General features: G+C 30.9%; 19 protein-coding genes and 2 tRNA genes. 13 read left to right on the plus strand and 8 right to left on the minus strand.

The window, feature by feature from the left end:
* Positions 1 to 41 precede the first annotated feature (41 nt).
* The 3 genes from HALO113_RS09780 to HALO113_RS09790 all read left to right on the plus strand — a co-directional run bounded on the left by HALO113_RS09780 (position 42) and on the right by HALO113_RS09790 (position 5208).
* Entirely contained in the window at positions 42 to 2246 is a 2205-nt protein-coding gene (locus tag HALO113_RS09780; protein ID WP_159778849.1) for a TonB-dependent receptor, read from the plus strand.
* A 95-nt stretch (positions 2247 to 2341) separates the two neighbouring features.
* The gene (locus HALO113_RS09785; protein ID WP_159778850.1) at positions 2342 to 4471 is read left to right on the plus strand and encodes a prolyl oligopeptidase family protein; all 2130 of its coding nucleotides are present in this window, start codon (positions 2342 to 2344) and stop codon (positions 4469 to 4471) included.
* Positions 4472 to 4545: 74 nt separating this feature from the next.
* The gene (locus HALO113_RS09790) at positions 4546 to 5208 is read left to right on the plus strand and encodes a BT1926 family outer membrane beta-barrel protein (RefSeq protein WP_159778851.1); all 663 of its coding nucleotides are present in this window, start codon (positions 4546 to 4548) and stop codon (positions 5206 to 5208) included.
* 58 nt (positions 5209 to 5266) lie between these two features.
* Here the strand turns inward: HALO113_RS09790 and HALO113_RS09795 are convergent, their stop codons facing one another.
* Complete coding sequence (locus HALO113_RS09795) at positions 5267 to 6067, minus strand: TIGR00266 family protein (RefSeq protein WP_159778852.1); 801 nt, start codon at positions 6065 to 6067, stop codon at positions 5267 to 5269.
* 182 nt (positions 6068 to 6249) lie between these two features.
* On the opposite strand from HALO113_RS09795, the gene HALO113_RS09800 reads away from it, so the two are divergent.
* The gene (locus HALO113_RS09800; protein WP_159778853.1) at positions 6250 to 9507 is read left to right on the plus strand and encodes a reprolysin-like metallopeptidase; all 3258 of its coding nucleotides are present in this window, start codon (positions 6250 to 6252) and stop codon (positions 9505 to 9507) included.
* A gap of 59 nt (positions 9508 to 9566) precedes the next feature.
* On the opposite strand, the gene HALO113_RS09805 is transcribed toward HALO113_RS09800, so the two are convergent.
* The 4 genes from HALO113_RS09805 to HALO113_RS09820 all read right to left on the minus strand — a co-directional run bounded on the left by HALO113_RS09805 (position 9567) and on the right by HALO113_RS09820 (position 12579).
* Positions 9567 to 10103 carry a hypothetical protein gene (locus HALO113_RS09805; protein WP_159778854.1) on the minus strand — a complete coding sequence of 179 codons (537 nt, stop codon included), beginning with the start codon at positions 10101 to 10103 and terminating at the stop codon, positions 9567 to 9569.
* Positions 10104 to 10151: 48 nt separating this feature from the next.
* Positions 10152 to 10718 (minus strand): aminoacyl-tRNA hydrolase, encoded by a 567-nt coding sequence (pth, locus tag HALO113_RS09810; protein ID WP_236554648.1) that lies wholly within the window; start codon positions 10716 to 10718, stop codon positions 10152 to 10154.
* Positions 10719 to 10992: 274 nt separating this feature from the next.
* Entirely contained in the window at positions 10993 to 11595 is a 603-nt protein-coding gene (locus HALO113_RS09815) for a 50S ribosomal protein L25/general stress protein Ctc (RefSeq protein ID WP_159778856.1), read from the minus strand.
* Positions 11596 to 11637: 42 nt separating this feature from the next.
* Positions 11638 to 12579, minus strand: a complete 942-nt coding sequence (locus tag HALO113_RS09820; RefSeq protein WP_159778857.1) for a ribose-phosphate pyrophosphokinase — start codon at positions 12577 to 12579, stop codon at positions 11638 to 11640.
* A gap of 174 nt (positions 12580 to 12753) precedes the next feature.
* Between HALO113_RS09820 and HALO113_RS09825 the strand changes: the two genes are divergently transcribed.
* A tRNA-Leu gene (locus HALO113_RS09825) sits at positions 12754 to 12833 on the plus strand.
* Between the two features lie 30 nt (positions 12834 to 12863).
* On the opposite strand, the gene HALO113_RS09830 is transcribed toward HALO113_RS09825, so the two are convergent.
* Positions 12864 to 14063, minus strand: coding sequence for an ABC transporter permease (locus HALO113_RS09830; protein WP_159778858.1), 1200 nt, complete (start codon positions 14061 to 14063; stop codon positions 12864 to 12866).
* A gap of 3 nt (positions 14064 to 14066) precedes the next feature.
* Positions 14067 to 14459, minus strand: coding sequence for a 30S ribosome-binding factor RbfA (rbfA, locus tag HALO113_RS09835; RefSeq protein WP_159778859.1), 393 nt, complete (start codon positions 14457 to 14459; stop codon positions 14067 to 14069).
* A 104-nt stretch (positions 14460 to 14563) separates the two neighbouring features.
* Between rbfA and mce the strand changes: the two genes are divergently transcribed.
* The 3 genes from mce to HALO113_RS09850 all read left to right on the plus strand — a co-directional run bounded on the left by mce (position 14564) and on the right by HALO113_RS09850 (position 15569).
* On the plus strand, positions 14564 to 14965 hold the full coding sequence (gene mce / locus HALO113_RS09840; RefSeq protein WP_159778860.1) for a methylmalonyl-CoA epimerase: 402 nt from the start codon (positions 14564 to 14566) through the stop codon (positions 14963 to 14965).
* Positions 14966 to 15076: 111 nt separating this feature from the next.
* Positions 15077 to 15150 (plus strand) — tRNA-Ile (locus HALO113_RS09845).
* Positions 15151 to 15365: 215 nt separating this feature from the next.
* Positions 15366 to 15569: a hypothetical protein gene (locus tag HALO113_RS09850; protein WP_236554650.1), complete on the plus strand. Its 204-nt coding sequence runs from the start codon at positions 15366 to 15368 to the stop codon at positions 15567 to 15569.
* A 3-nt stretch (positions 15570 to 15572) separates the two neighbouring features.
* Here the strand turns inward: HALO113_RS09850 and HALO113_RS09855 are convergent, their stop codons facing one another.
* Positions 15573 to 16163, minus strand: coding sequence for a riboflavin synthase (locus HALO113_RS09855; RefSeq protein WP_159778862.1), 591 nt, complete (start codon positions 16161 to 16163; stop codon positions 15573 to 15575).
* A gap of 57 nt (positions 16164 to 16220) precedes the next feature.
* Here HALO113_RS09855 and pdxA point away from each other — a divergent pair, with 57 nt between their 5' ends.
* The 5 genes from pdxA (at position 16221) to accB (ending at position 19769) form a co-directional block, all read left to right on the plus strand.
* A complete protein-coding gene (gene pdxA / locus HALO113_RS09860; protein WP_159778863.1) occupies positions 16221 to 17264 on the plus strand; it encodes a 4-hydroxythreonine-4-phosphate dehydrogenase PdxA in 1044 nt (347 codons plus the stop codon).
* An 86-nt stretch (positions 17265 to 17350) separates the two neighbouring features.
* Positions 17351 to 17893 carry a DUF177 domain-containing protein gene (locus HALO113_RS09865; protein WP_159778864.1) on the plus strand — a complete coding sequence of 181 codons (543 nt, stop codon included), beginning with the start codon at positions 17351 to 17353 and terminating at the stop codon, positions 17891 to 17893.
* A 9-nt stretch (positions 17894 to 17902) separates the two neighbouring features.
* The gene (gene rpmF, locus HALO113_RS09870; RefSeq protein ID WP_026993360.1) at positions 17903 to 18097 is read left to right on the plus strand and encodes a 50S ribosomal protein L32; all 195 of its coding nucleotides are present in this window, start codon (positions 17903 to 17905) and stop codon (positions 18095 to 18097) included.
* Positions 18098 to 18257: 160 nt separating this feature from the next.
* Entirely contained in the window at positions 18258 to 19256 is a 999-nt protein-coding gene (locus tag HALO113_RS09875; protein WP_159778865.1) for a beta-ketoacyl-ACP synthase III, read from the plus strand.
* Positions 19257 to 19280: 24 nt separating this feature from the next.
* Positions 19281 to 19769: an acetyl-CoA carboxylase biotin carboxyl carrier protein gene (gene accB / locus HALO113_RS09880; RefSeq protein WP_159778866.1), complete on the plus strand. Its 489-nt coding sequence runs from the start codon at positions 19281 to 19283 to the stop codon at positions 19767 to 19769.
* Positions 19770 to 19825: the final 56 nt, after the last annotated feature.

The following is a 19825-nucleotide window of genomic DNA, read 5'->3' on the forward strand; positions in this document are numbered from 1 at the left end:
TTATCTGCGAACTATTCTTATATATTATTAAATGAAAAAAAATGAAAAAAATATTTTTATATATGCTACTTCTAGTAGCAGGTCTCAACTATGCACAAAACACTTTAAAAGGTAAAATTACATCAACTAGCAATACTCCTTTACAAAATGTAGCAATTCACATTATAGAAAACAATTTATATACTGAAACAGATGACAATGGTTTATACACTATTACCAATATTCCAAAGGGAAATATAACAATTGTTGTTTATTTATATGGTTACGAACAAAAAACAGAAAAAATTAATAGCAATCAAAAAGAGGTTACGCTAGACTTTACATTAGCAGAAAAGGAGCAACATTTAGATGAGATTGTAGTTTCAACTTCCTTTAACAAAATACAATCGCAAAACGTAATGAAAGTAGAGCACCAAACGGTAAAACAAATGCAAGAAAATGGCGCAGCTTCTTTAATAGAAGGTATAGCTTCCATTGCAGGAGTAAATCAAGTTTCAACAGGTGCATCTATCGGCAAGCCCGTAATTAGAGGATTAAGTGGAAATCGTATTTTAGTTTACGCTCAAGGAGTTCGCTTAGAAAACCAACAATTTGGAGAAGAACACGGTTTAGGTTTAAGTGCTTCTGGAATTGAAAGCGTGGAAGTCATTAAAGGGCCTGCTTCGCTTTTATATGGTTCCGATGCAATTGGTGGTGTTTTATATTTTAATCCAGAAAAGTTTGCACAAAGCAATACATTTGCAACCAATGTAAATCAGCAATTCTATAGTAATACACAAGGTACAAATACTTCTTTTGGCTTTAAAGCTTCTCCTAACAATTGGAAATTATTAGTAAGGGCTAATTATAATTCTCATGCTGATTATAAAATTCCTAATGGAGAACGTATTATTAATACTCGTTCAATTGAGAAAGATTTAAAATATGGACTTGGTTATGCAAATTCTCATTTTTCTACTGATTTTAGATACAATTACAACAATTTAGATTTAGGATTACCAGAAGAAGAAATCGAAACTTCAGGATTTAGAACTCCTCTGTATCCAAAACAAAATATTGACAATCACATTTTGAGTCTTTCAAATAAATTCTTTTTCAAAAATTCTAAAATTGAAGCCGATTTTGGATACATTTTTAACAATCGAAAGGAATTAGAAGACATTGAGGAAATTGCCTTACATATGAAGTTAAAAACGGTTAATTATAATCTAAAATATTATTTACCGAAATGGAATAACATCGAAACAATCATAGGAACACAAGGAATGCATCAAACCAATACCAATTTTGGAGAAGAATTATTGATTCCTGATGCTACAGTAAACGATTACGGTTTCTTTTTAAATTCAAATTATGAATGGAATAAAAATGCGCTTCAAATAGGGATTCGCTATGATAAAAGAAATATTTTAACTTCAGCACATGGAGAAGAAGGAGAAGAAGGTTATTTTTCGCCAATAGACAAACGTTTTCAAAGTTTTAATTTTGCTTTGGGATACAAAACAAATATAACAGATAAAATCATTTCAAGAATAAATGTAGCTTCAGGTTTTAGAGCACCTAATTTGGCAGAACTTACCTCAAATGGAGTACATGAAGGAAGCAATCGATACGAAATAGGTAATTCCAATTTAAAAAACGAGCAAAACTTTCAAGTGGATGTAAACATAGAATACAACACCGAACACTTTGAGTTTTTCATTAACGGTTTTTATAATCATATTTCTAATTACATTTATATATCACCTACTTCAGCGATTATAGATGGTAATGATGTGTATGAATACCTTCAAAACAATGCAAGTTTATTTGGTGGGGAAGCTGGAATTCATTTTCATCCTCATCCTTTGGATTGGTTACACTTAAGAAGCAGTTTTGAAACTGTTTCTGGAAAACAAGAAAACGGCAATTATTTACCATTAATTCCTGCCAATCAAATTAAAAACAACATTAGAACTGAATTTCAAATTTCGGAATGGTTTACCAAAAACTATTGCTTTGCACAAATAAATTACACTTTCAATCAGAACAATGTGAGCACATTTGAAACCCGCACTTTAGATTACACCTTAGTTAATTTAGGTTTTGGGGGAACTATAAAAATAAATAAAAATAGCTTTGGAATTTATTTAAACGCAAACAACATATTAGACAAAACTTACATTGCACATTTATCTCGATTAAAAAATGATGGCATTCCAAATATGGGAAGAAATATTATTTTAGGTTTGAATTTTGATTTTTAAGTTACAGAATAAACAAATTTTATCAAATTAGGTTTTAATTAACAATTGCATCCTTTTCAATTACTTATTTTTGTGAAACAACTAAATCCTAACCCATGAAAAAAACAATCACTTTTCTTTGCGCAGTGATTACTATTGTCAGCTGCAAAAAAGAAGAAAAAAAAGAAATGAAAGAAATAGACATGAGTGTTACCTATCCTGTAACTAAAAAAGTAGACACTACCGACACTTATTTTGGAGAACAAATTCAAGACCCGTACCGATGGTTAGAAGACGACCATAGCGAAGAAACAAAAGCATGGGTTAAAGCGCAAAATGAAGTTACTTTTGGCTATTTAGAAAAAATTCCATTCCGAAATGCACTGAAAGAAAGAATGCAAAATTTATGGAATTACGAAAAAATTTCAGCTCCTTTTAAAGAAGGAAAATATACGTATTTCTACAAAAATAACGGTTTACAAAACCAATCTGTTCTATACAGAAAAAATGAAGCTGGTAAAGAAGAAGTCTTTTTAGATCCGAATACCTTTTCAAAAGATGGTACTACTTCATTAGGTGGTATCAATTTCACTAAAGACGGAAGTTTAGCTGCCTATGCTATTTCAGAAGGTGGAAGTGATTGGAGAAAAGTAATTGTAGTAAATACAGATACCAAAGAAATAATCGGTGATACATTAGTAGATGTAAAATTTAGCGGTATGTCTTGGTATAAAAACGAAGGTTTCTATTATTCAAGTTATGACAAGCCAAGAGGAAGCGAATTATCAGCAAAAACAGATCAGCACAAATTATATTTCCATAAATTAGGTACGTCTCAAAAAGAAGATAAAATTATTTTTGGAGATAAGGCAAAAAGAAGATATGTAGGAGGTTATGTAACTGAAGATGAAAATTATTTAATTATCTCTGCTTCTACTTCAACTACTGGTAATGAATTATATTATAAAGATTTATCCCAAAATGGTGCAATTATAAATATCGTAAACAACTTTGAAACCAATAATAACATCATTGACAATGTGGGTACAAAATTCTATGTTGAAACCGATTACAAAGCTCCCAATCAAAGAGTAGTAACATTCGACTTAAAAAATCCAAAACAAGAAAATTGGATTGATTTTATTCCTGAAACTGAAAATGTCTTATCAGCTTCAACTGGAGGTGGTTTTCTATTTGCAAAATACATGAAAGATGCCGTTTCTTATATTAAACAATATGATTATGATGGAAAATTAATTAGAGATGTAAAACTACCTGGAATAGGTACTGCAAGTGGTTTTGGCGCAAAAAAAGAAGAAACCACACTATACTATTCGTTTACCAATTATACCACACCAGGAACTATTTATTCCTATGATCCAAAAACAGGAAAATCTGAAATTTATCAAAAACCGAAAGTTGATTTCAAATCGGAAGATTATGAATCGAAACAAGTTTTTTACACTTCAAAAGACGGCACTAAAGTACCCATGATTATTACCTATAAAAAAGGAATGGAACTCAATGGCAAAAACCCAACCATGTTATATGGCTATGGTGGATTCAATATTAGTTTAACACCAAGTTTTAGTGTTGCCAATGCGGTTTGGTTAGAAAATGGTGGTATTTATGCTGTACCCAATTTAAGAGGTGGTGGTGAGTATGGAAAAAAATGGCATGATGCGGGAACACAAATGCAAAAACAAAATGTTTTTGACGATTTCATTGCGGCGGCTGAATATTTAATTAAAGAAAAATATACTTCTACTGATTATTTAGCTATTTCAGGACGTTCCAATGGTGGACTATTAGTCGGCGCAACCATGACACAAAGACCTGATTTAATGAAAGTAGCTTTCCCAGGAGTAGGAGTTTTAGACATGCTTCGTTATCATACCTTTACAGCAGGCGCAGGTTGGGCATATGATTATGGAACCAGCGAACAAAGCAAAGAAATGTATGCCTATTTAAAAGGCTATTCTCCTGTTCATAATGTTAAAGCAGGTACAAAATACCCAGCAACATTAGTAACAACTGGAGATCATGACGACCGTGTTGTTCCTGCACACAGTTTTAAATTTGCTGCAGAATTACAAGAAAAACAAACAGGACCAAACCCCACCTTAATTCGAATCGATGTTAATGCAGGACATGGTGCTGGAAAATCTACTGAAGCCATCATTCAAGAATATGTAGACATTCAAGCTTTTGCACTTTATAATATGGGCATAAGAGAACTAAAATAAAAATAGGGGAAAAATCCCCTATTTTACTCTTTTTATTTTTTTATTTTTGCGGTGAACAATAAACAAATAAAAAAATGAAAAAATTATTAATTGGCGTTTTAACTATTTTGGCTTATCAAAATAGCAATGCACAAGAAGAAATTACTTACAAACCCACAACAGGTACTATTACTACAGAAGTAGGTTTAACAGGTGGTTTAAACAATGCAAATTTCAACCTAAATGGAGGTGTTCTTAAATTTAGGTATTTTCTAAAAGAAGATTTAGGTGTTAGATTAGGTTTGGGTGTTTACAATTCAAATGATGAAGATGTAACAGGACAATCACCAAATCAAATAACTTACACCGATAAATTATCTTCCAATACAATTAAATTAGGTATTGAAAAACATTTTGCTGGTGCTAATAGATTATCTACATATGCAGGTGCTGACTTACTAGTTAGATTTGGAAAAGAATTAGATGAAGAAAATGAAGAAAATGGTGATTTTCAGAAAACTGAATCCAAAAATTCTTCGTTTGGTGTAGCTATTTTTACAGGTGCTGATTACTATATTACACAAAAAGTATTCTTAGGTGTAGAAGCAGGTTTAAATTTTCTTTCTACAAAATATAAAGACGAAGAATATTCATTTAAAAATGGTAACAACACAGGTTCAAGTTCAGATCCTGGAAAAAAAGAATCGGATTTTGTTTCCAATGTTTTTGGAGGTGTTCGAATTGGTTTTCAGTTTTAATTAAAAAACATATTTAAAAGACCTTCCTATTAGACCGTCTAACAGGAAGGTTTTTTTATTAAAAACTATTATCGCCATCAAGCATTCTTCCCAATCCTCCTAGCAAACTACCTTCTCCTTTGTCTTTACCTCCCATTTGAGGTGCAGCTTGAAGAACTCTGTCTGCTAATCTACTAAATGGCAACGATTGAATGTAAGCCACTCCAGGACCTCTTAAAGTAGCAAAAAAGACGCCTTCTCCTCCAAAAATAGTATTTTTAATACCTCCCACAAATTCGATATCATATTGTACATCTTTGGTAAACCCAACAATACAACCCGTATCCACTTTTAAAACTTCACCAGCTTGCAATTCTTTTCTTGCCAATGTACCTCCAGCATGTACAAATGCCATACCGTCACCTTCTAGTTTTTGCATGATAAAGCCTTCACCTCCAAACAATCCTCTTCCTAATTTTCTAGAAAAATCAATACCTACAGAAACCCCTTTTGCTGCACATAAGAAAGCGTCTTTTTGACATACAAATTTTCCTCCATATTTTTGTAAATCGATAGGAACAATCTTTCCTGGATATGGAGAAGCAAAAGAAACTTTTTTCTTACCATACTCTATATTTTGATAAGCAGTCATAAATAAACTCTCACCTGTTAAAACGCGTTTCCCTGCAGATAAAAGTTTTCCAAAAATACCACCTTCTTGTTTGCTTCCGTCTCCAAAAATGGTTTCCATTTTTATCCCATTTTCCATCATCATAAAGCTTCCAGCTTCCGCTACAACTATCTCTTGTGGATCTAATTCAATTTCCACATATTGCATTTCTTCACCAAAAATTTGGTAATCTATTTCATGTGCTTGCATAATTATTGTGTTTTAATGTATTAGTTTATCAAATTATATAAATGTTACAATTAAAAACAAAAATTACCCTAAAATTTTAATTAAAATAACCCCATTTTAATACAAATTCTATTTTATATGCATAAAAACAAAGAAAACATTAAAAGTTTTATATATTTGCTTTAAAACCAACCTAATACAAGATGAAAAACACTATTTTAACAATTTTCATTCTATTATTTTATTATAATGGATATTCCCAAAAGAATCTATGGGAAAAAACATCCGAGAGACAAGTTAGTTCTCTTGCAAAAATGGACAGAAATGCCATGCCTTCCGATTACCAACTTTACAAATTAAATCTAAATGATTTAAAAAATAAGTTAGTAATGGCACCGAATGATTTAAGTGGTCAAACTTCTAATATCATTCTTGCTTTTCCAAACTCTCAAGGAGTTTTAAATAACTTTACAATTTATGATTCTCCAGTAATGGAATCAGAATTAGCAATGAAATTTCCAGATATCAAAACTTATTTAGGAAAAGGAATTGATGATCCTACGGCAACAATGAGGTTTAGTATTACTGAATTTGGACTTCATGCAATGATTCTATCTGGAGTCCAAGGAACTGTATATATTGACACTTATACCAAAAATTTAGAAAATTATATTGTTTATAACAGAGCCAATCTACAAAGAACAAGAACTTTTGAATGTGGTTTTGATGAAATAAATCATGATGCTTTTAAATCAGCAATAAATGATAATAATGAATTAAATAAGGCGAGCGATGGTAATTTTAGAATCTACCGATTAGCTATGGCTTGTACTGGTGAATATGCCGCTTTCCATGGCGGAACTGTCGCAGGTGCGTTAGCAGCTATTACTGTTACGGTTAACAGAGTGAATAGTGTATATGAAAGAGATTTCTCTGCTAGACTAAATTTAGTAGCCAATAATAATTTAATAATCTATACTAACTCAGGAACAGATCCATACACCAATAATGCTGGTGGAACAATGCTAGGTGAAAACCAAACCAATGTTACTAACATTATTGGCTCTGCAAACTATGACATTGGACATGTAGTAAGTACAGGTGGTGGTGGTGTCGCTGGACTTGGTGTTGTGTGTAATACAAATCAAAAAGCAAGAGGTGTAACAGGATCTTCAGCACCAGTTGGTGATCCTTTTGATATCGATTATGTAGCTCATGAAATAGGACATCAATTTGGATGTAATCATACTTTTAATGGCGATTCTGGCAGTTGTGGTGGTGGCAACAGAAATAATAGCACTGCTGTTGAACCCGGAAGTGGAACCACAATCATGGCATATGCTGGTATATGTTCCCCACAAAATGTACAAAATAATTCAGATGCCCATTTTAGTTTTATAAGTATTGCTGAAGCAAATGCTACTACACTATTAGGTACAAGTTGTGCTAACACAACTGCTAATGGCAATATTCCTCCAGTGGTTAACGCTGGACCAGATTATATTATTCCAAGAGGAACCGCTTTCATTTTAAAAGGAAGTGCAACCGACGCAAACGGAGATGCTTTAACCTATTGCTGGGAACAAACCAATACTGAAATATCTACTCAACCCCCTTTGCAAACAGCTACATCTGGGCCAAACTTTAGATCTAGATTACCAATTGCTTCTCCTGATAGATATATGCCAAGAATACAAGATGTGATAAACAATAATTTAGCTCCTACATGGGAAGTGGTTCCTAATGTAGCTAGAACAATGAATTTTGCACTTACAGTTAGAGATAATAGAACACCAAATGGAGGACAAACTGGAAGAGATGATATGGTTGTTACAACGGCATCTGTAGGTCCGTTTTTAGTTAACACACCAAATACAGCTGTTTCTTGGGTAGCAGGAACTAATCAAAATGTGACATGGACAGTGGCAGGAACAGATTCAAATGGAATTAATGCTTCTTATGTAGACATTTTACTTTCTACAGATGGAGGATTTACTTATCCAATACTTTTAGCAAGTAAAGTACCTAATGATGGATCAGAAATTATCACTGTTCCAAATAATCCAGGTACTCAAAATAGGATAATGGTAAGAGGATACAATCATATTTTCTATGATATTTCAAATAGTAATTTTACTATTACAAGTGCTCCTTCATCTTTTTCTGTAGCATTTTCAGGAATAGAAGGAACCCAAAACACCTATGCATGTTCTGTAAACTCGACTAGTTTCACTATAAATTATGCAACTTATGGAGGTTTTAATTCTAGTACAAATTTTTCAATAACAGGTAATCCTGCTGGTTCAACAGTAACTTTTAATCCTAATCCTATTAGTACAGCAGGTACAGTTACATTAACATTAGGAAATTTAAATGCGGTAGCGGGTGGAGATTATCAACTTTTAGTAAATGCTACTTCTGGATCCACTACCAAAACTGTCCCTTTCTATCTTACTATAGGTATTAGCCCTGTTGTATTGACAAATCCTGCTAATAATGCAAATGGACAAAACACTTCTTTAAATTTAACATGGATACCTAACCCAAATGCAACATCATACGATGTTCAAGTTGCTACAAATAATACTTTTACCAACATCGTAAGTTCTGGAAATACAACTACAAATTCTTATAGTGTTTCTGGTTTAAATCAAGGAACAAATTATTTTTGGAGAGTATTACCTAAAAATGCTACCTGTACTGGTGTTTTTGGTAGTCCTTTTACATTTACAACTGGAGTTATTTCTTGTGCTACCACTTCATCTACTAATGTACCAATGACAATTCCTGCAACAATTACTCAAGTTTTTGTTGGAACATCTACATTAAATATACCTTCTGGTGGGACAATAGCTGATGTAAATATCACAATGAACATAACCCATTCTTGGATAAATGATTTAACAGCGACTTTAACAAGTCCTTCAGGAACTGTAGTTCAATTATTTTCAAGAGAATGCAATCCTAATGCAGCTGTTAGCGGTATATCTGCGACCTTTGACGATTCAGGAACAGCTTTAGTTTGTGGAAATAATCCTGGTATTTCTGGAACTGTATTACCTGATCAAGTCTTGTCTGCTTTTAACAATCAAAATTCAACTGGAACATGGACTTTAACAATTATAGACGAATTTAATCAAGATGGTGGTTCATTAAATAGTTGGAGTTTAAACATTTGTACAGCTCAACCGCTAGCTTCAGAAAGTTTCGAATTTGAAGATTTTCTATTGTATCCAAATCCAAATAATGGTAGTTTCACAGTTAAACTAATGTCTAAATCTTCAAATGACATCGCAATTGATGTTTTTGATATTAGCGGAAGACAAGTATTTAAGAAATCTTTTTCAAATACGGGTAACTTTAATCAAAACATTAATTTAAGCAATGTTGAAGCTGGTGTTTATATAGTTGGAATTACTGATGGTTCAGCAAAAACAGTGAAAAGAATTATTATAGAATAAAAGAAATAATGATTTAATAAAATTTAAAAAAGCACCCTTTATTACAAAAAGGGTGTTTTTTATTTTATAACGACATCAATAGTCTTAACTACATGAGAAGTAGCAGATATTTGAAAATCAAATTTTAAATGATACTGATTATTTTCTTTCTTTATATCTAGTCTTCCATTAGCAACTTTATAATATCCAGCTTCCCCTTTACAGAAACAATGTTTACCAAACAACATGTTTACAGTTTCGAGTTCTGAATCCAAAAGATTTAAAGTAGCAGCGTCATTTTGAATTTGAAAAATAATTTCTTCTACATAACTGTTATCTTGAATCTCTTTTTCAGTATTTCTAGTATAAGTGAACTTAATTATTGAAAAATTATTATTATCTTCTGTGTGATAATAAATTCCATTCAAATCGTCTTGTTTAATAATAATGTTTTTGTTTTCAAGTTTCTCAACTTGACAAATTCCATCGTTAGGGCAAGATAAAAATGTATTTTTAGCAATCATTGCACTTTCTTTTTGGTTGCTATCATTATTCTTTTTAAGATTACTGCATGATGTTAACAATACTAATAAGATGATTAGATTTACTTTTTTCATATCTCTACTACAATTAATTACAATAAAGATAATAAAATAAAAAATGAACTATTTGCCGTTAAATAAATTCATTGTATTACTCAATCCAGCTAATGCAAAAGATTTAATAATTTCTGAAGCTATTTCTAAACGTTCTTTTAATTTATCTTTTTCTTCATCAGTCCATTCTCCTAATACGTAGTTTACTTGTTGCCCTTTTTTAAAGGCATCACTAATTCCGAATCGAAATCTAGGATATTCTGATGTATTAAGTAGCAATTGAATATTTTTCAATCCATTGTGACCACCATCGCTTCCTTTACTTTTTATTCGAATTGTACCAAAAGAAAGATTCAAATCGTCTGTAATTATTAAAATATTATCTTTTTCTATATTTTCTTTTTCCATCCAATACTTTACAGCTTTACCGCTCAAATTCATATAAGTATTAGGCTTTAATAAAAGTAAACTACGTCCTTTAATTTTAATTTCTGCTATATCACCAAGTTTTGCAGTTTGAAAAGATACTTCTTCTTTATTTGCTAAATAATCCAATATTTTAAACCCAATATTGTGTCGTGTATTAACATATTCTGATCCAATATTTCCTAACCCAACTATTAAAAATTTCTTCATAGAATCTATTTTATTATCTTTTTTTCTTACTATTTTTTTTAGCCATTCCATATATGTTTGCACTCATTTGTTTACAAAAATACTTCCTTTTTACTACTTACCAAAAAGTAAAGGGTTGGCTATCTAACCCTGACAGGAATGATAGCTCACGATTTATCGTGACTATAATGAATGGCAGGCAAAAGGATAACACATAAAAACCAAACCATTCGTTTCAAATAAAAAAAGCACCAGTTGTAAAACTGATGCTTTATTATTGCTAAATAATTTAAAATTATTTTTTCTTTGCTGGAGTTTTTGCAGCTTTTGCAGCTTCTTGAGCAGCTTTCATTGCCGCACGAGAAATTCTTACTTGACATACTACAGTATTGTCTGGGTGCATTAATTTAAAATTATTTGTCACTAATTTAGTTACATATAATTTATTACCCATTTCAAGTGGAGTAATATCTGCCTCAACAAAATCAGGCAAATCTTTTGGTAAAGCTTTCACTTTTAAACGACGTTGGTTTAAACGTAACACACCTCCTGCCATTACACCTGGAGATTTACCAACAACTTTTACTGGAACTTCCATGATAATTTCTTTATCATCACTTAATTGGAAGAAATCGATATGTAAAATTTTATCAGAAACTGGATGAAATTGAATATCTTGTAAGATAACATCCATTTTTTTACCTTCTAATTCAACTACAACAGTGTGCGCATTTGGAGTATACACCAATTCTTTGAATGCTCTTTCATCTGCTGTAAAATGCACTGGTTGATTTCCTCCGTAGATAACGCAAGGAACCATTCCAGCATCACGTACGGCTTTAGTTGCTTTTTTGCCTACGTTTTCTCTTTCTGATCCTTTAATCGTAATTGATTTCATTGTTAAAATATATAATTAATTAAAATTCTTTTTTATAAGCTATTACATTAAAAATTTTCCGCTTATAGAGTTGTTGTTTTGAACCATATGCATTACCTCTGCGAATAAATTAGCACATGAAACAACTTTTATTTTTGTTGATTCTTTCTTTAAAGGAATAGAATCTGTTACTATTAATTCTAATAATTTAGAATTCTCAATTTTTTCATAGGCATTGCCTGATAAAATAGCGTGAGTACAAATGGCTCTAACACTTAATGCTCCTCTTTCCATCATTACATCGGCAGCCTTAGCTAAAGTACCTCCAGTGTCAATCATATCATCAACTAAGATTACATTTCGTCCAGTAACATCTCCTATTAACTCCATCGTGTCAATCACATTAGCCTTCTTACGTTGTTTATAACAAACAACTACATCCGATTCTAAGAATTTAGAATACGCATAAGCTCTTTTAGATCCACCCATATCTGGTGAAGCAATTGTTAGATTTTCTAAATTCAAACTTTTAACATAAGGTAAAAAAATCGTAGACGCAAACAAATGATCTACTGGCTTTTCGAAAAAACCTTGGATTTGATCCGCATGTAAATCCATAGTCATAATTCGTGTAGCACCAGCTGTTTCCAACAATTTAGCTACTAGCTTTGCTCCTATTGGCACTCTTGGCTTATCTTTTCTATCTTGTCTTGCCCATCCAAAATAAGGAATTACTGCAGTAATATGACGAGCAGATGCTCTTTTTGCTGCATCGATCATCAATAACAATTCCATTAAATTATCTGAACTAGGAAAAGTAGAACAAACAAGAAAAACACGCAACCCTCTAATCGATTCTTCAAACGAAGGTTGAAATTCTCCATCACTATATTTTGAGAACGTAATATTACCTAGCTCCACTCCATAGCTTTTCGCTATTTTTTCGGCTAAGTACACACTCTGAGAACATGCAAATATTTTTGCTTCAGGCTCGTTGTATGACATCTTAATTTGTTGTTTAGTAGTTGTTTAGTGTTGTGTTGTTATTATCGAGGTGCAAATTTAGAAATAAATTTGGACTCTGAAAGTAAATTTTCAAGTATTTTAGTTCTATTTTTTAAAAATTTAATTACATTTGCACTCTCAAAAACAAAATAACGTTATATAATTTTGTTTTATGCCTTGGTGGCGGAATTGGTAGACGCGCACGACTCAAACTCGTGTTCTTCGGAGTGTGGGTTCGATTCCCACCCAAGGTACTTAAGCTTCAACAAATTGTTGAAGCTTTTTTATTTTAAAATTTCTTTATTCACTCTTCCAGAGGCAATCCAAGAAGACAATAATCCTAAAGGAATTATTGTTCCTATCACTAATAAGATATTTAAAATATCAAATTTAACTGGATAAGCTATAGTTGCTGTAATCATTAAGATAGAAAATTGTTGTTGCAAAACAACCAACAAACAACCTAACAAAATCCCAAACAACAAGCCTATGACTGTTATCATGACGCCTTGAATAAAAAAAACATTTCTTATTTCTTTAAATGTTAACCCAATATTATAAAGTGTATTAATATTTTCTTTTTTATCAATAATAATCATAACAATAGCACCAGCCAAACAAAAAAGTGTCAATATAACCACAAGTGTACTAAAAAGGTAAATAAACAAATTTTCCGAATTTAGCATTTTATATAAAGAATCATTTAATTGAACTTTCGTTCTAATTTCAACTTTGTTTTTAAAAATATTTTGCAATTCAGCAATTATCACTTCATCAGATACTATACTGTCTTTTTTTATTTCTATACTACTTATTTGATTCTGTTTAAATCCAAATAGTTTTCTCGCAATTTCAATATCGCAAAATACATATTTATTATCGATATCTTCATTAATGTTGAACATTCCAACGGGTTGTAATCCAATTATATTAAAAGCACTTTCATTACTTTCTATCAGACCACTTCCAGGTTTAGGGGAAAAAACTTCTAAAGAATGCTGGTAATCAAATAAACCTAAGGATAATTTTCTAGCAATTTCACTACCCACAATAGCTTCTTTAGTATTAGATGCTATCCAATTTCCCACATAAACATAATTATTGATTTTTGTCACATTTACATAAAAACTATCCACTCCTTTAATTGAAGCAATTTGCTCTTTATTATTATACTTAAACAGGACTCTATCCTCAATAATTTTACTAAAACGAATTATCTTTTTAGTACTTTTTAATTTGACTTCTTCTTCTTTATTTAAGACAAATGATTTTCCAGTTTTAGCAGTAATTTTAAAGTCTGGATCAGAGGAATTACTATAACTAAGAGTAAAGTCTCTTAAGCCACTAAATATAGACAAAAAGACAAATAAAGACATCGCGCTTGCAACAATAGCCACTGAAGAAATAATTGTTATAATATTTATGGCAGAATTTTTACTAAGACTTACCGCATATCTTCTAGCTATGTAAAAAGGAAAATACAATTGTTATGATTTTTTTCTTTTATCTAATAATTCAGGATTTAAAACAGGATTTTCTTTACCACTGAGTGCGTTATCGATTTTTTCGATATAATCCAAACTATCATCAATATAAAAAATCAAGTTAGGAACTTTTCTCAATTGATTTTTCACTCTTTGTGATAAATCATGTTTAATTAAAGGAGTATTTGTTTTGATTGCATCCAAAATTTCTGCAGATTTATCTGTTGGAAAAATACTCAAAAATACTTTTGCAATTGACAAATCTGATGTTACATTAACTTTAGAAACAGATATAACTAAATTAGAAATACCGTTTTTTCTTATTTCTCCTTGCAAAATATCCACTAAATCATTTTGCAAAAGCGCACCTATTTTTTTCTGTCTATTCGTTTCCATTTTGCAAAAATAAGGAATAAAACAATAAAGTTTAATTCATTTGCTTTTTTTGAAAAACAATCTTTTGTTATTTTGTAATAATTCTAAACAAAGAAATATTTAAAATGAGAAAAGTTGAACACATTGGCATAGCGGTTAAAAATTTAAAAACTTCAAATATAATTTATGAAAAACTATTGGGCATTGCACCATACAAACAAGAAGAAGTAGAAACCGAAGGAGTGATGACCTCTTTTTTTCAAGTTGGACCAAATAAAATAGAACTACTTGAATCTACTAAAGAAAATAGTCCTATCGCAAAATTCATAGAAAAAAAAGGAGAAGGAATTCATCATATTGCATTTGAAGTAGAAAATATCTTAGAAGAAATGGAAAGACTAAAAAAAGAAGGTTTTATACTTTTAAATGAAAAACCAAAGAAAGGCGCTGATAATAAATGGGTTGCTTTTATTCACCCAAAAGAAACCAACGGTGTTTTAATAGAACTTTGTGAAGACATAAAATAAAAGTCAAAAAAATGTTGCACTGAAAAAAAAATAGTAGTAATATTGCATCCTCAAAATTAAGTCACTGACTTTTTTTGTTGTAAGCATTTTTTTATAGAATTGCAAACAACTGGTCCTATAGCTCAGTTGGTTAGAGCACCTGACTCATAATCAGGTGGTCCCTGGTTCGAGCCCAGGTGGGACCACAACAAAACAAAATAGCCTTTTTAAAAAGGCTATTTTGTTTTTTATAAAGAAAATAATTTTAAAAGTTTTTGTTTGAAAAAATTGTTAAATACAGAAATATTTATATTTTCGTAATTAATAATATGATTGGCCTCAATTTTTATTCACAGAATATTAAAGAACATTTTCTTTTTTAATTAGAAAAAGTTTATATTTTTGTAACCTAATGAAGATTATGATGAACAAAAGACTTATTCTTTTATTGGTTTTGATGTCTTTTCAGAATGCTTTTTCTGATTCGACACCACCACCTCCACCACCTACACCACCACCAGGATTACCTATTGACACTGGTGTAATTGCTTTGCTATTAACTGGATTACTACTCGGCTATTATTTAATTCGAAAAATAAATTCTAAAAAAGAATCTTACAGATAAAGATTAGAGTCTTAAGTCTTGTAGCCTTTTTACGTATTTACCAATTACATCAAATTCTAAATTAACAAGAGTACCCACCTTAATTTTTTTGAAGGTTGTGTTCTCATAAGTATATGGTATTATTGCTACAGAAAACTCATTCTCCTTAGAATCTACAACTGTAAGACTTGTTCCGTTTACCGTTATAGAACCTTTCTCAATGGTAATATTTTGAAGATTTTTATTATATTCAAAAGTAAAGTACCAACTACCTTCTGCTTCTTTTATTTCTTTACAAACACCTGTTTGATCAACATGACCTTGCACAATATGCCCATCTAACCTATCACCTAACTTCATTGCTCGTTCAAGATTAACAATATCATCGATATTCCAATAATTAATATTTGTCTTCTCTATTGTTTCCTTAATTGCTGTCACAGTATAAACCTCTCCATCTATCGCCACAACGGTTAGGCAAATACCATTATGAGCCACACTTTGATCAATTTTTAATTCATTGGTAATTTTAGAAGCAATTTTCAAATGCAAATTCTCCTTTTCTTTGATAATTTCTTTTATAGTTCCTAATGTTTCAACAATACCTGTAAACATAACTGATTTATTTTACTAAATTTGTGGTTCAAAAGTAAGGAATAAATCTAACTAGTTATGGTTAAAAAGGGAGAAAATATAATTGTAGGTATATCTATAGGAGATTTAAACGGAATAGGTCCTGAAGTAGTATTAAAAACATTTGAAGATAATAGAATGCTAGAATTATGCACTCCTATAATTTTCGCAAATGTTAAAATCATGTCTTTCCTTAAGAAGAATTTAAATTTAGATTCTAATTTACAAGGCATAGATAATTTAGAGCAAATTGTTTTAGGCAAAATTAATGTTCTAAATGTATGGAAAGAAGGCGTAAATCTTGAATTTGGAAAAAATGATAGTACAGTAGGCAAATATGCTATAAAATCTTTTCAAACCGCTACTAAAGCATTAAAAGAAAAGAGTATAGATGTATTAATAACGGCTCCTATTAACAAATATAATATTCAATCTGAAGATTTCAAATTCCCTGGTCACACCGATTATTTAGATAAAGAGCTATCTGGTAGCGCTTTGATGCTTATGATTCATGAAAAATTAAAAATTGGTTTATTAACCGATCATATTCCAGTAAATGAAATTTCTAAACACTTAACTCCAGAATTATTAGAAAGAAAGACAGATACTATACACAAAACATTAGAACAAGATTTTGGAATCACAAGACCTAAAATAGCCATATTGGGATTAAATCCCCACAGCGGAGATAATGGTGTAATTGGCAATGAAGAAGAAGCTATTATAAAGCCTACCATAAAAAAAATGTTTGATCAAGGAAAAATGGTATTTGGTCCTTATGCTTCTGATAGTTTTTTTGGATCCTTACAACATGAAAAATATGATGCCATATTAGCGATGTATCATGACCAAGGTTTAATTCCTTTTAAAACTTTATCTTTTGGCAAGGGTGTTAATTTCACAGCTGGTTTAAATCGTATTCGTACCTCACCTGATCATGGTACTGCATATGAAATAGCAGGAAAAGGAATTGCGAATCATGATTCATTTAAAGAAGCTGTTTATCTTGCATTAGATATTTACAAGAATCGGAATGAATATCAAGAACTTACAAAAAAACCCTTAAAAGCCAAACAAAATTAGTTGTAAACAAAAAAATGTTTATAACATGTTTGATTTTACAATAATTTTATATCTTTGCAACCCTTAAAGAAAGGTTAACTGTTGTTATGAAAAATTTAAAAGCATATTTGATTCAGTTTTCTGGATTAAAAATAGGAAGGCATCAGTTTGATTATCAATTAGATAATTCGTTCTTTGAACAATTTAATTATGAAGACTTTAACAGTGTAAATGTTACAGTTGACTTAATTTTAGAAAAAAAAAGCAATATGCTTGAATTAAATTTTAAGCATAAGGGAATTGTTAATGTTCCTTGCGATTTAACAAATGAACCATTTGATTTACCTATAAAAGGCAAATTAAAGTTGATTGTGAATTTTGGAGAATCATTTAATGATGAAAATGAAGAGTTGCTCATTTTACCTCACGGTGAATTTCAGCTAGATGTTTCTCAATACGTATATGAAATGATTGTTCTTTCTGTTCCAGCCAAAAGGATACATCCAGGCATTAAAGATGGTACATTAAAAACAGATGTTCTAAATAAATTAGATGAATTATCTCCAAAAAAAGAAGATAAGACAGCAGGTGAAGATAAAAATATTGACCCAAGGTGGGAAAATTTAAAAAAACTATTAACGGATAAATAATATAGTAAAATGGCACATCCTAAGAGAAAAACCTCGAAAACGAGAAGAGACAAAAGAAGAACGCACTATAAAGCGTCTGTTCCTCAAATTGCAACATGTCCTGTTACAGGTGAAGCGCATTTATACCACAGAGCTTACTGGCACGAAGGTAAAATGTATTACAGAGGTCAAGTAGTAATTGATAAAGCAGAAGCTGTAGCTTAATTGCTTTAATAAAATAGAGAAAAACTCTCACAAAGTGAGAGTTTTTTTGTTAATATACTTTTTTTATGTTAAAATCTCTATTTTTATCAGGTTTGATTTTTTTTTTGTAATTTCAAACACTTTTTTAATAAGCAATTCTTAAAAAAGAAAAATTATTTTTATGAATAAAATTACAGCCGCAATAACAGCAATTGGCTCCTATGTTCCTGATTACATTTTATCTAATCAAGTATTAGAAACTATGGTGGATACTAATGATGAATGGATAACCACAAGAACAGGAATTAAAGAAAGAAGAATTCTCAAAGAAGAAGGTGAAGGAACTTCTTTTTTAGCAATAAAAGCTGCTCAGAATTTAATTGAAAAAGCCCATATTGATCCAAAAGAAATTGATTTGGTAATTATGGCAACGGCAACACCCGATATGCCTGTAGCTTCAACTGGTGTATATGTAGCCACAAAAATAGGCGCAACTAATGCATTCGCTTTTGACTTACAAGCTGCTTGCTCCAGTTTTTTATATGGAATGTCTACCGCTTCAGCCTATATTCAATCAGGAAAATATAAAAAAGTTTTATTAATTGGTGCAGATAAAATGTCTTCCATTATAGACTATACTGATCGTGCCACATGTATCATTTTTGGTGATGGTGGTGGAGCTGTTTTATTTGAACCAAATGAAGAAGGATTTGGGCTTCAAGATGAAATATTAAGAAGTGATGGAATAGGAAGAGAATTTCTTAAAATTGAAGCTGGCGGTTCTATTTTACCTGCATCTGAAGAAACAGTAAAAAACAAACAACATTTCGTTTTCCAAGATGGAAAAACAGTTTTTAAATATGCTGTCTCTGGAATGGCTGATGTTAGTGAAAAAATAATGGAAAGAAACCAATTAACACATGATGATGTTAACTGGTTAGTTGCTCATCAAGCAAATAAAAGAATTATTGATGCAACAGCTAATAGAATGGGAGTAGATGAATCAAAAGTTTTAATAAACATTCATAAATATGGTAACACCACATCTGCTACTCTACCTTTATTGTTATGTGATTTTGAAAATCAATTAAAAAAAGGAGATAATATTATTTTTGCAGCTTTTGGAGGTGGCTTCACATGGGGAGCAATCTATTTAAAGTGGGCTTACGATAAAAAATAACAAACCAAACCAAATTTCAAAAGTATGGATATTAGAGAAATTCAAAACTTAATTAAATTTGTAGCAAAATCAGGAGCTACCGAAGTAAAATTAGAAATGGATGATTTTAAAATCACCATAAAAACAACTAACGAAGGAGCAGAAAACACAACTACTTATGTACAACATGTACCAGTAACAAACGCTCTTCCTCAAGCTCCAGCAAATCAACCTGTAGCACCAACAGCTCCAGCAGTTGTAGCAACTTCTAAAGATAGTGATGATAGTTCAAAATATATTACTATAAAATCTCCTATAATTGGTACTTTTTACAGAAAACCAGCACCAGATAAACCTGTTTTTGTAGAAGTTGGTAGTTCAGTTTCTAAAGGAGATGTAGTCTGTGTGATTGAAGCTATGAAATTATTCAATGAAATTGAATCCGAAATTTCAGGTAAAATAGTTAAAATATTAGTAGACGATTCTTCTCCAGTAGAATTCGATCAACCTTTATTTTTAGTTGATCCATCTTAATAAAGTTAGAGATTAGTATTTAGAAGTAATAACTTCTTTTTGTCTAATTGACATAT

This window comes from Flavobacterium sp. 9AF (assembly GCF_902506265.1).
GTDB lineage: Bacteria > Bacteroidota > Bacteroidia > Flavobacteriales > Flavobacteriaceae > Flavobacterium.

Excerpts from the sequence above, each read along its gene's own strand:
- HALO113_RS09790 (WP_159778851.1), top strand. The coding sequence starts at position 4,546 with ATGAAAAAATTATTAATTGGCGTTTTAACTATTTTGGCTTATCAAAAT.
- HALO113_RS09785 (WP_159778850.1), top strand. The coding sequence starts at position 2,342 with ATGAAAAAAACAATCACTTTTCTTTGCGCAGTGATTACTATTGTCAGC.
- mce (WP_159778860.1), top strand. The coding sequence starts at position 14,564 with ATGAGAAAAGTTGAACACATTGGCATAGCGGTTAAAAATTTAAAAACT.
- HALO113_RS09875 (WP_159778865.1), top strand. The coding sequence starts at position 18,258 with ATGAATAAAATTACAGCCGCAATAACAGCAATTGGCTCCTATGTTCCT.
- HALO113_RS09850 (WP_236554650.1), top strand. The coding sequence starts at position 15,366 with ATGATGAACAAAAGACTTATTCTTTTATTGGTTTTGATGTCTTTTCAG.
- HALO113_RS09855 (WP_159778862.1), bottom strand. The coding sequence starts at position 16,163 with ATGTTTACAGGTATTGTTGAAACATTAGGAACTATAAAAGAAATTATC.
- rbfA (WP_159778859.1), bottom strand. The coding sequence starts at position 14,459 with ATGGAAACGAATAGACAGAAAAAAATAGGTGCGCTTTTGCAAAATGAT.
- HALO113_RS09820 (WP_159778857.1), bottom strand. The coding sequence starts at position 12,579 with ATGTCATACAACGAGCCTGAAGCAAAAATATTTGCATGTTCTCAGAGT.
- HALO113_RS09815 (WP_159778856.1), bottom strand. The coding sequence starts at position 11,595 with ATGAAATCAATTACGATTAAAGGATCAGAAAGAGAAAACGTAGGCAAA.
- pth (WP_236554648.1), bottom strand. The coding sequence starts at position 10,718 with ATGAAGAAATTTTTAATAGTTGGGTTAGGAAATATTGGATCAGAATAT.
- accB (WP_159778866.1), top strand. The coding sequence starts at position 19,281 with ATGGATATTAGAGAAATTCAAAACTTAATTAAATTTGTAGCAAAATCA.
- HALO113_RS09805 (WP_159778854.1), bottom strand. The coding sequence starts at position 10,103 with ATGAAAAAAGTAAATCTAATCATCTTATTAGTATTGTTAACATCATGC.
- HALO113_RS09780 (WP_159778849.1), top strand. The coding sequence starts at position 42 with ATGAAAAAAATATTTTTATATATGCTACTTCTAGTAGCAGGTCTCAAC.
- HALO113_RS09865 (WP_159778864.1), top strand. The coding sequence starts at position 17,351 with ATGAAAAATTTAAAAGCATATTTGATTCAGTTTTCTGGATTAAAAATA.
- HALO113_RS09795 (WP_159778852.1), bottom strand. The coding sequence starts at position 6,067 with ATGCAAGCACATGAAATAGATTACCAAATTTTTGGTGAAGAAATGCAA.
- rpmF (WP_026993360.1), top strand. The coding sequence starts at position 17,903 with ATGGCACATCCTAAGAGAAAAACCTCGAAAACGAGAAGAGACAAAAGA.
- HALO113_RS09800 (WP_159778853.1), top strand. The coding sequence starts at position 6,250 with ATGAAAAACACTATTTTAACAATTTTCATTCTATTATTTTATTATAAT.
- pdxA (WP_159778863.1), top strand. The coding sequence starts at position 16,221 with ATGGTTAAAAAGGGAGAAAATATAATTGTAGGTATATCTATAGGAGAT.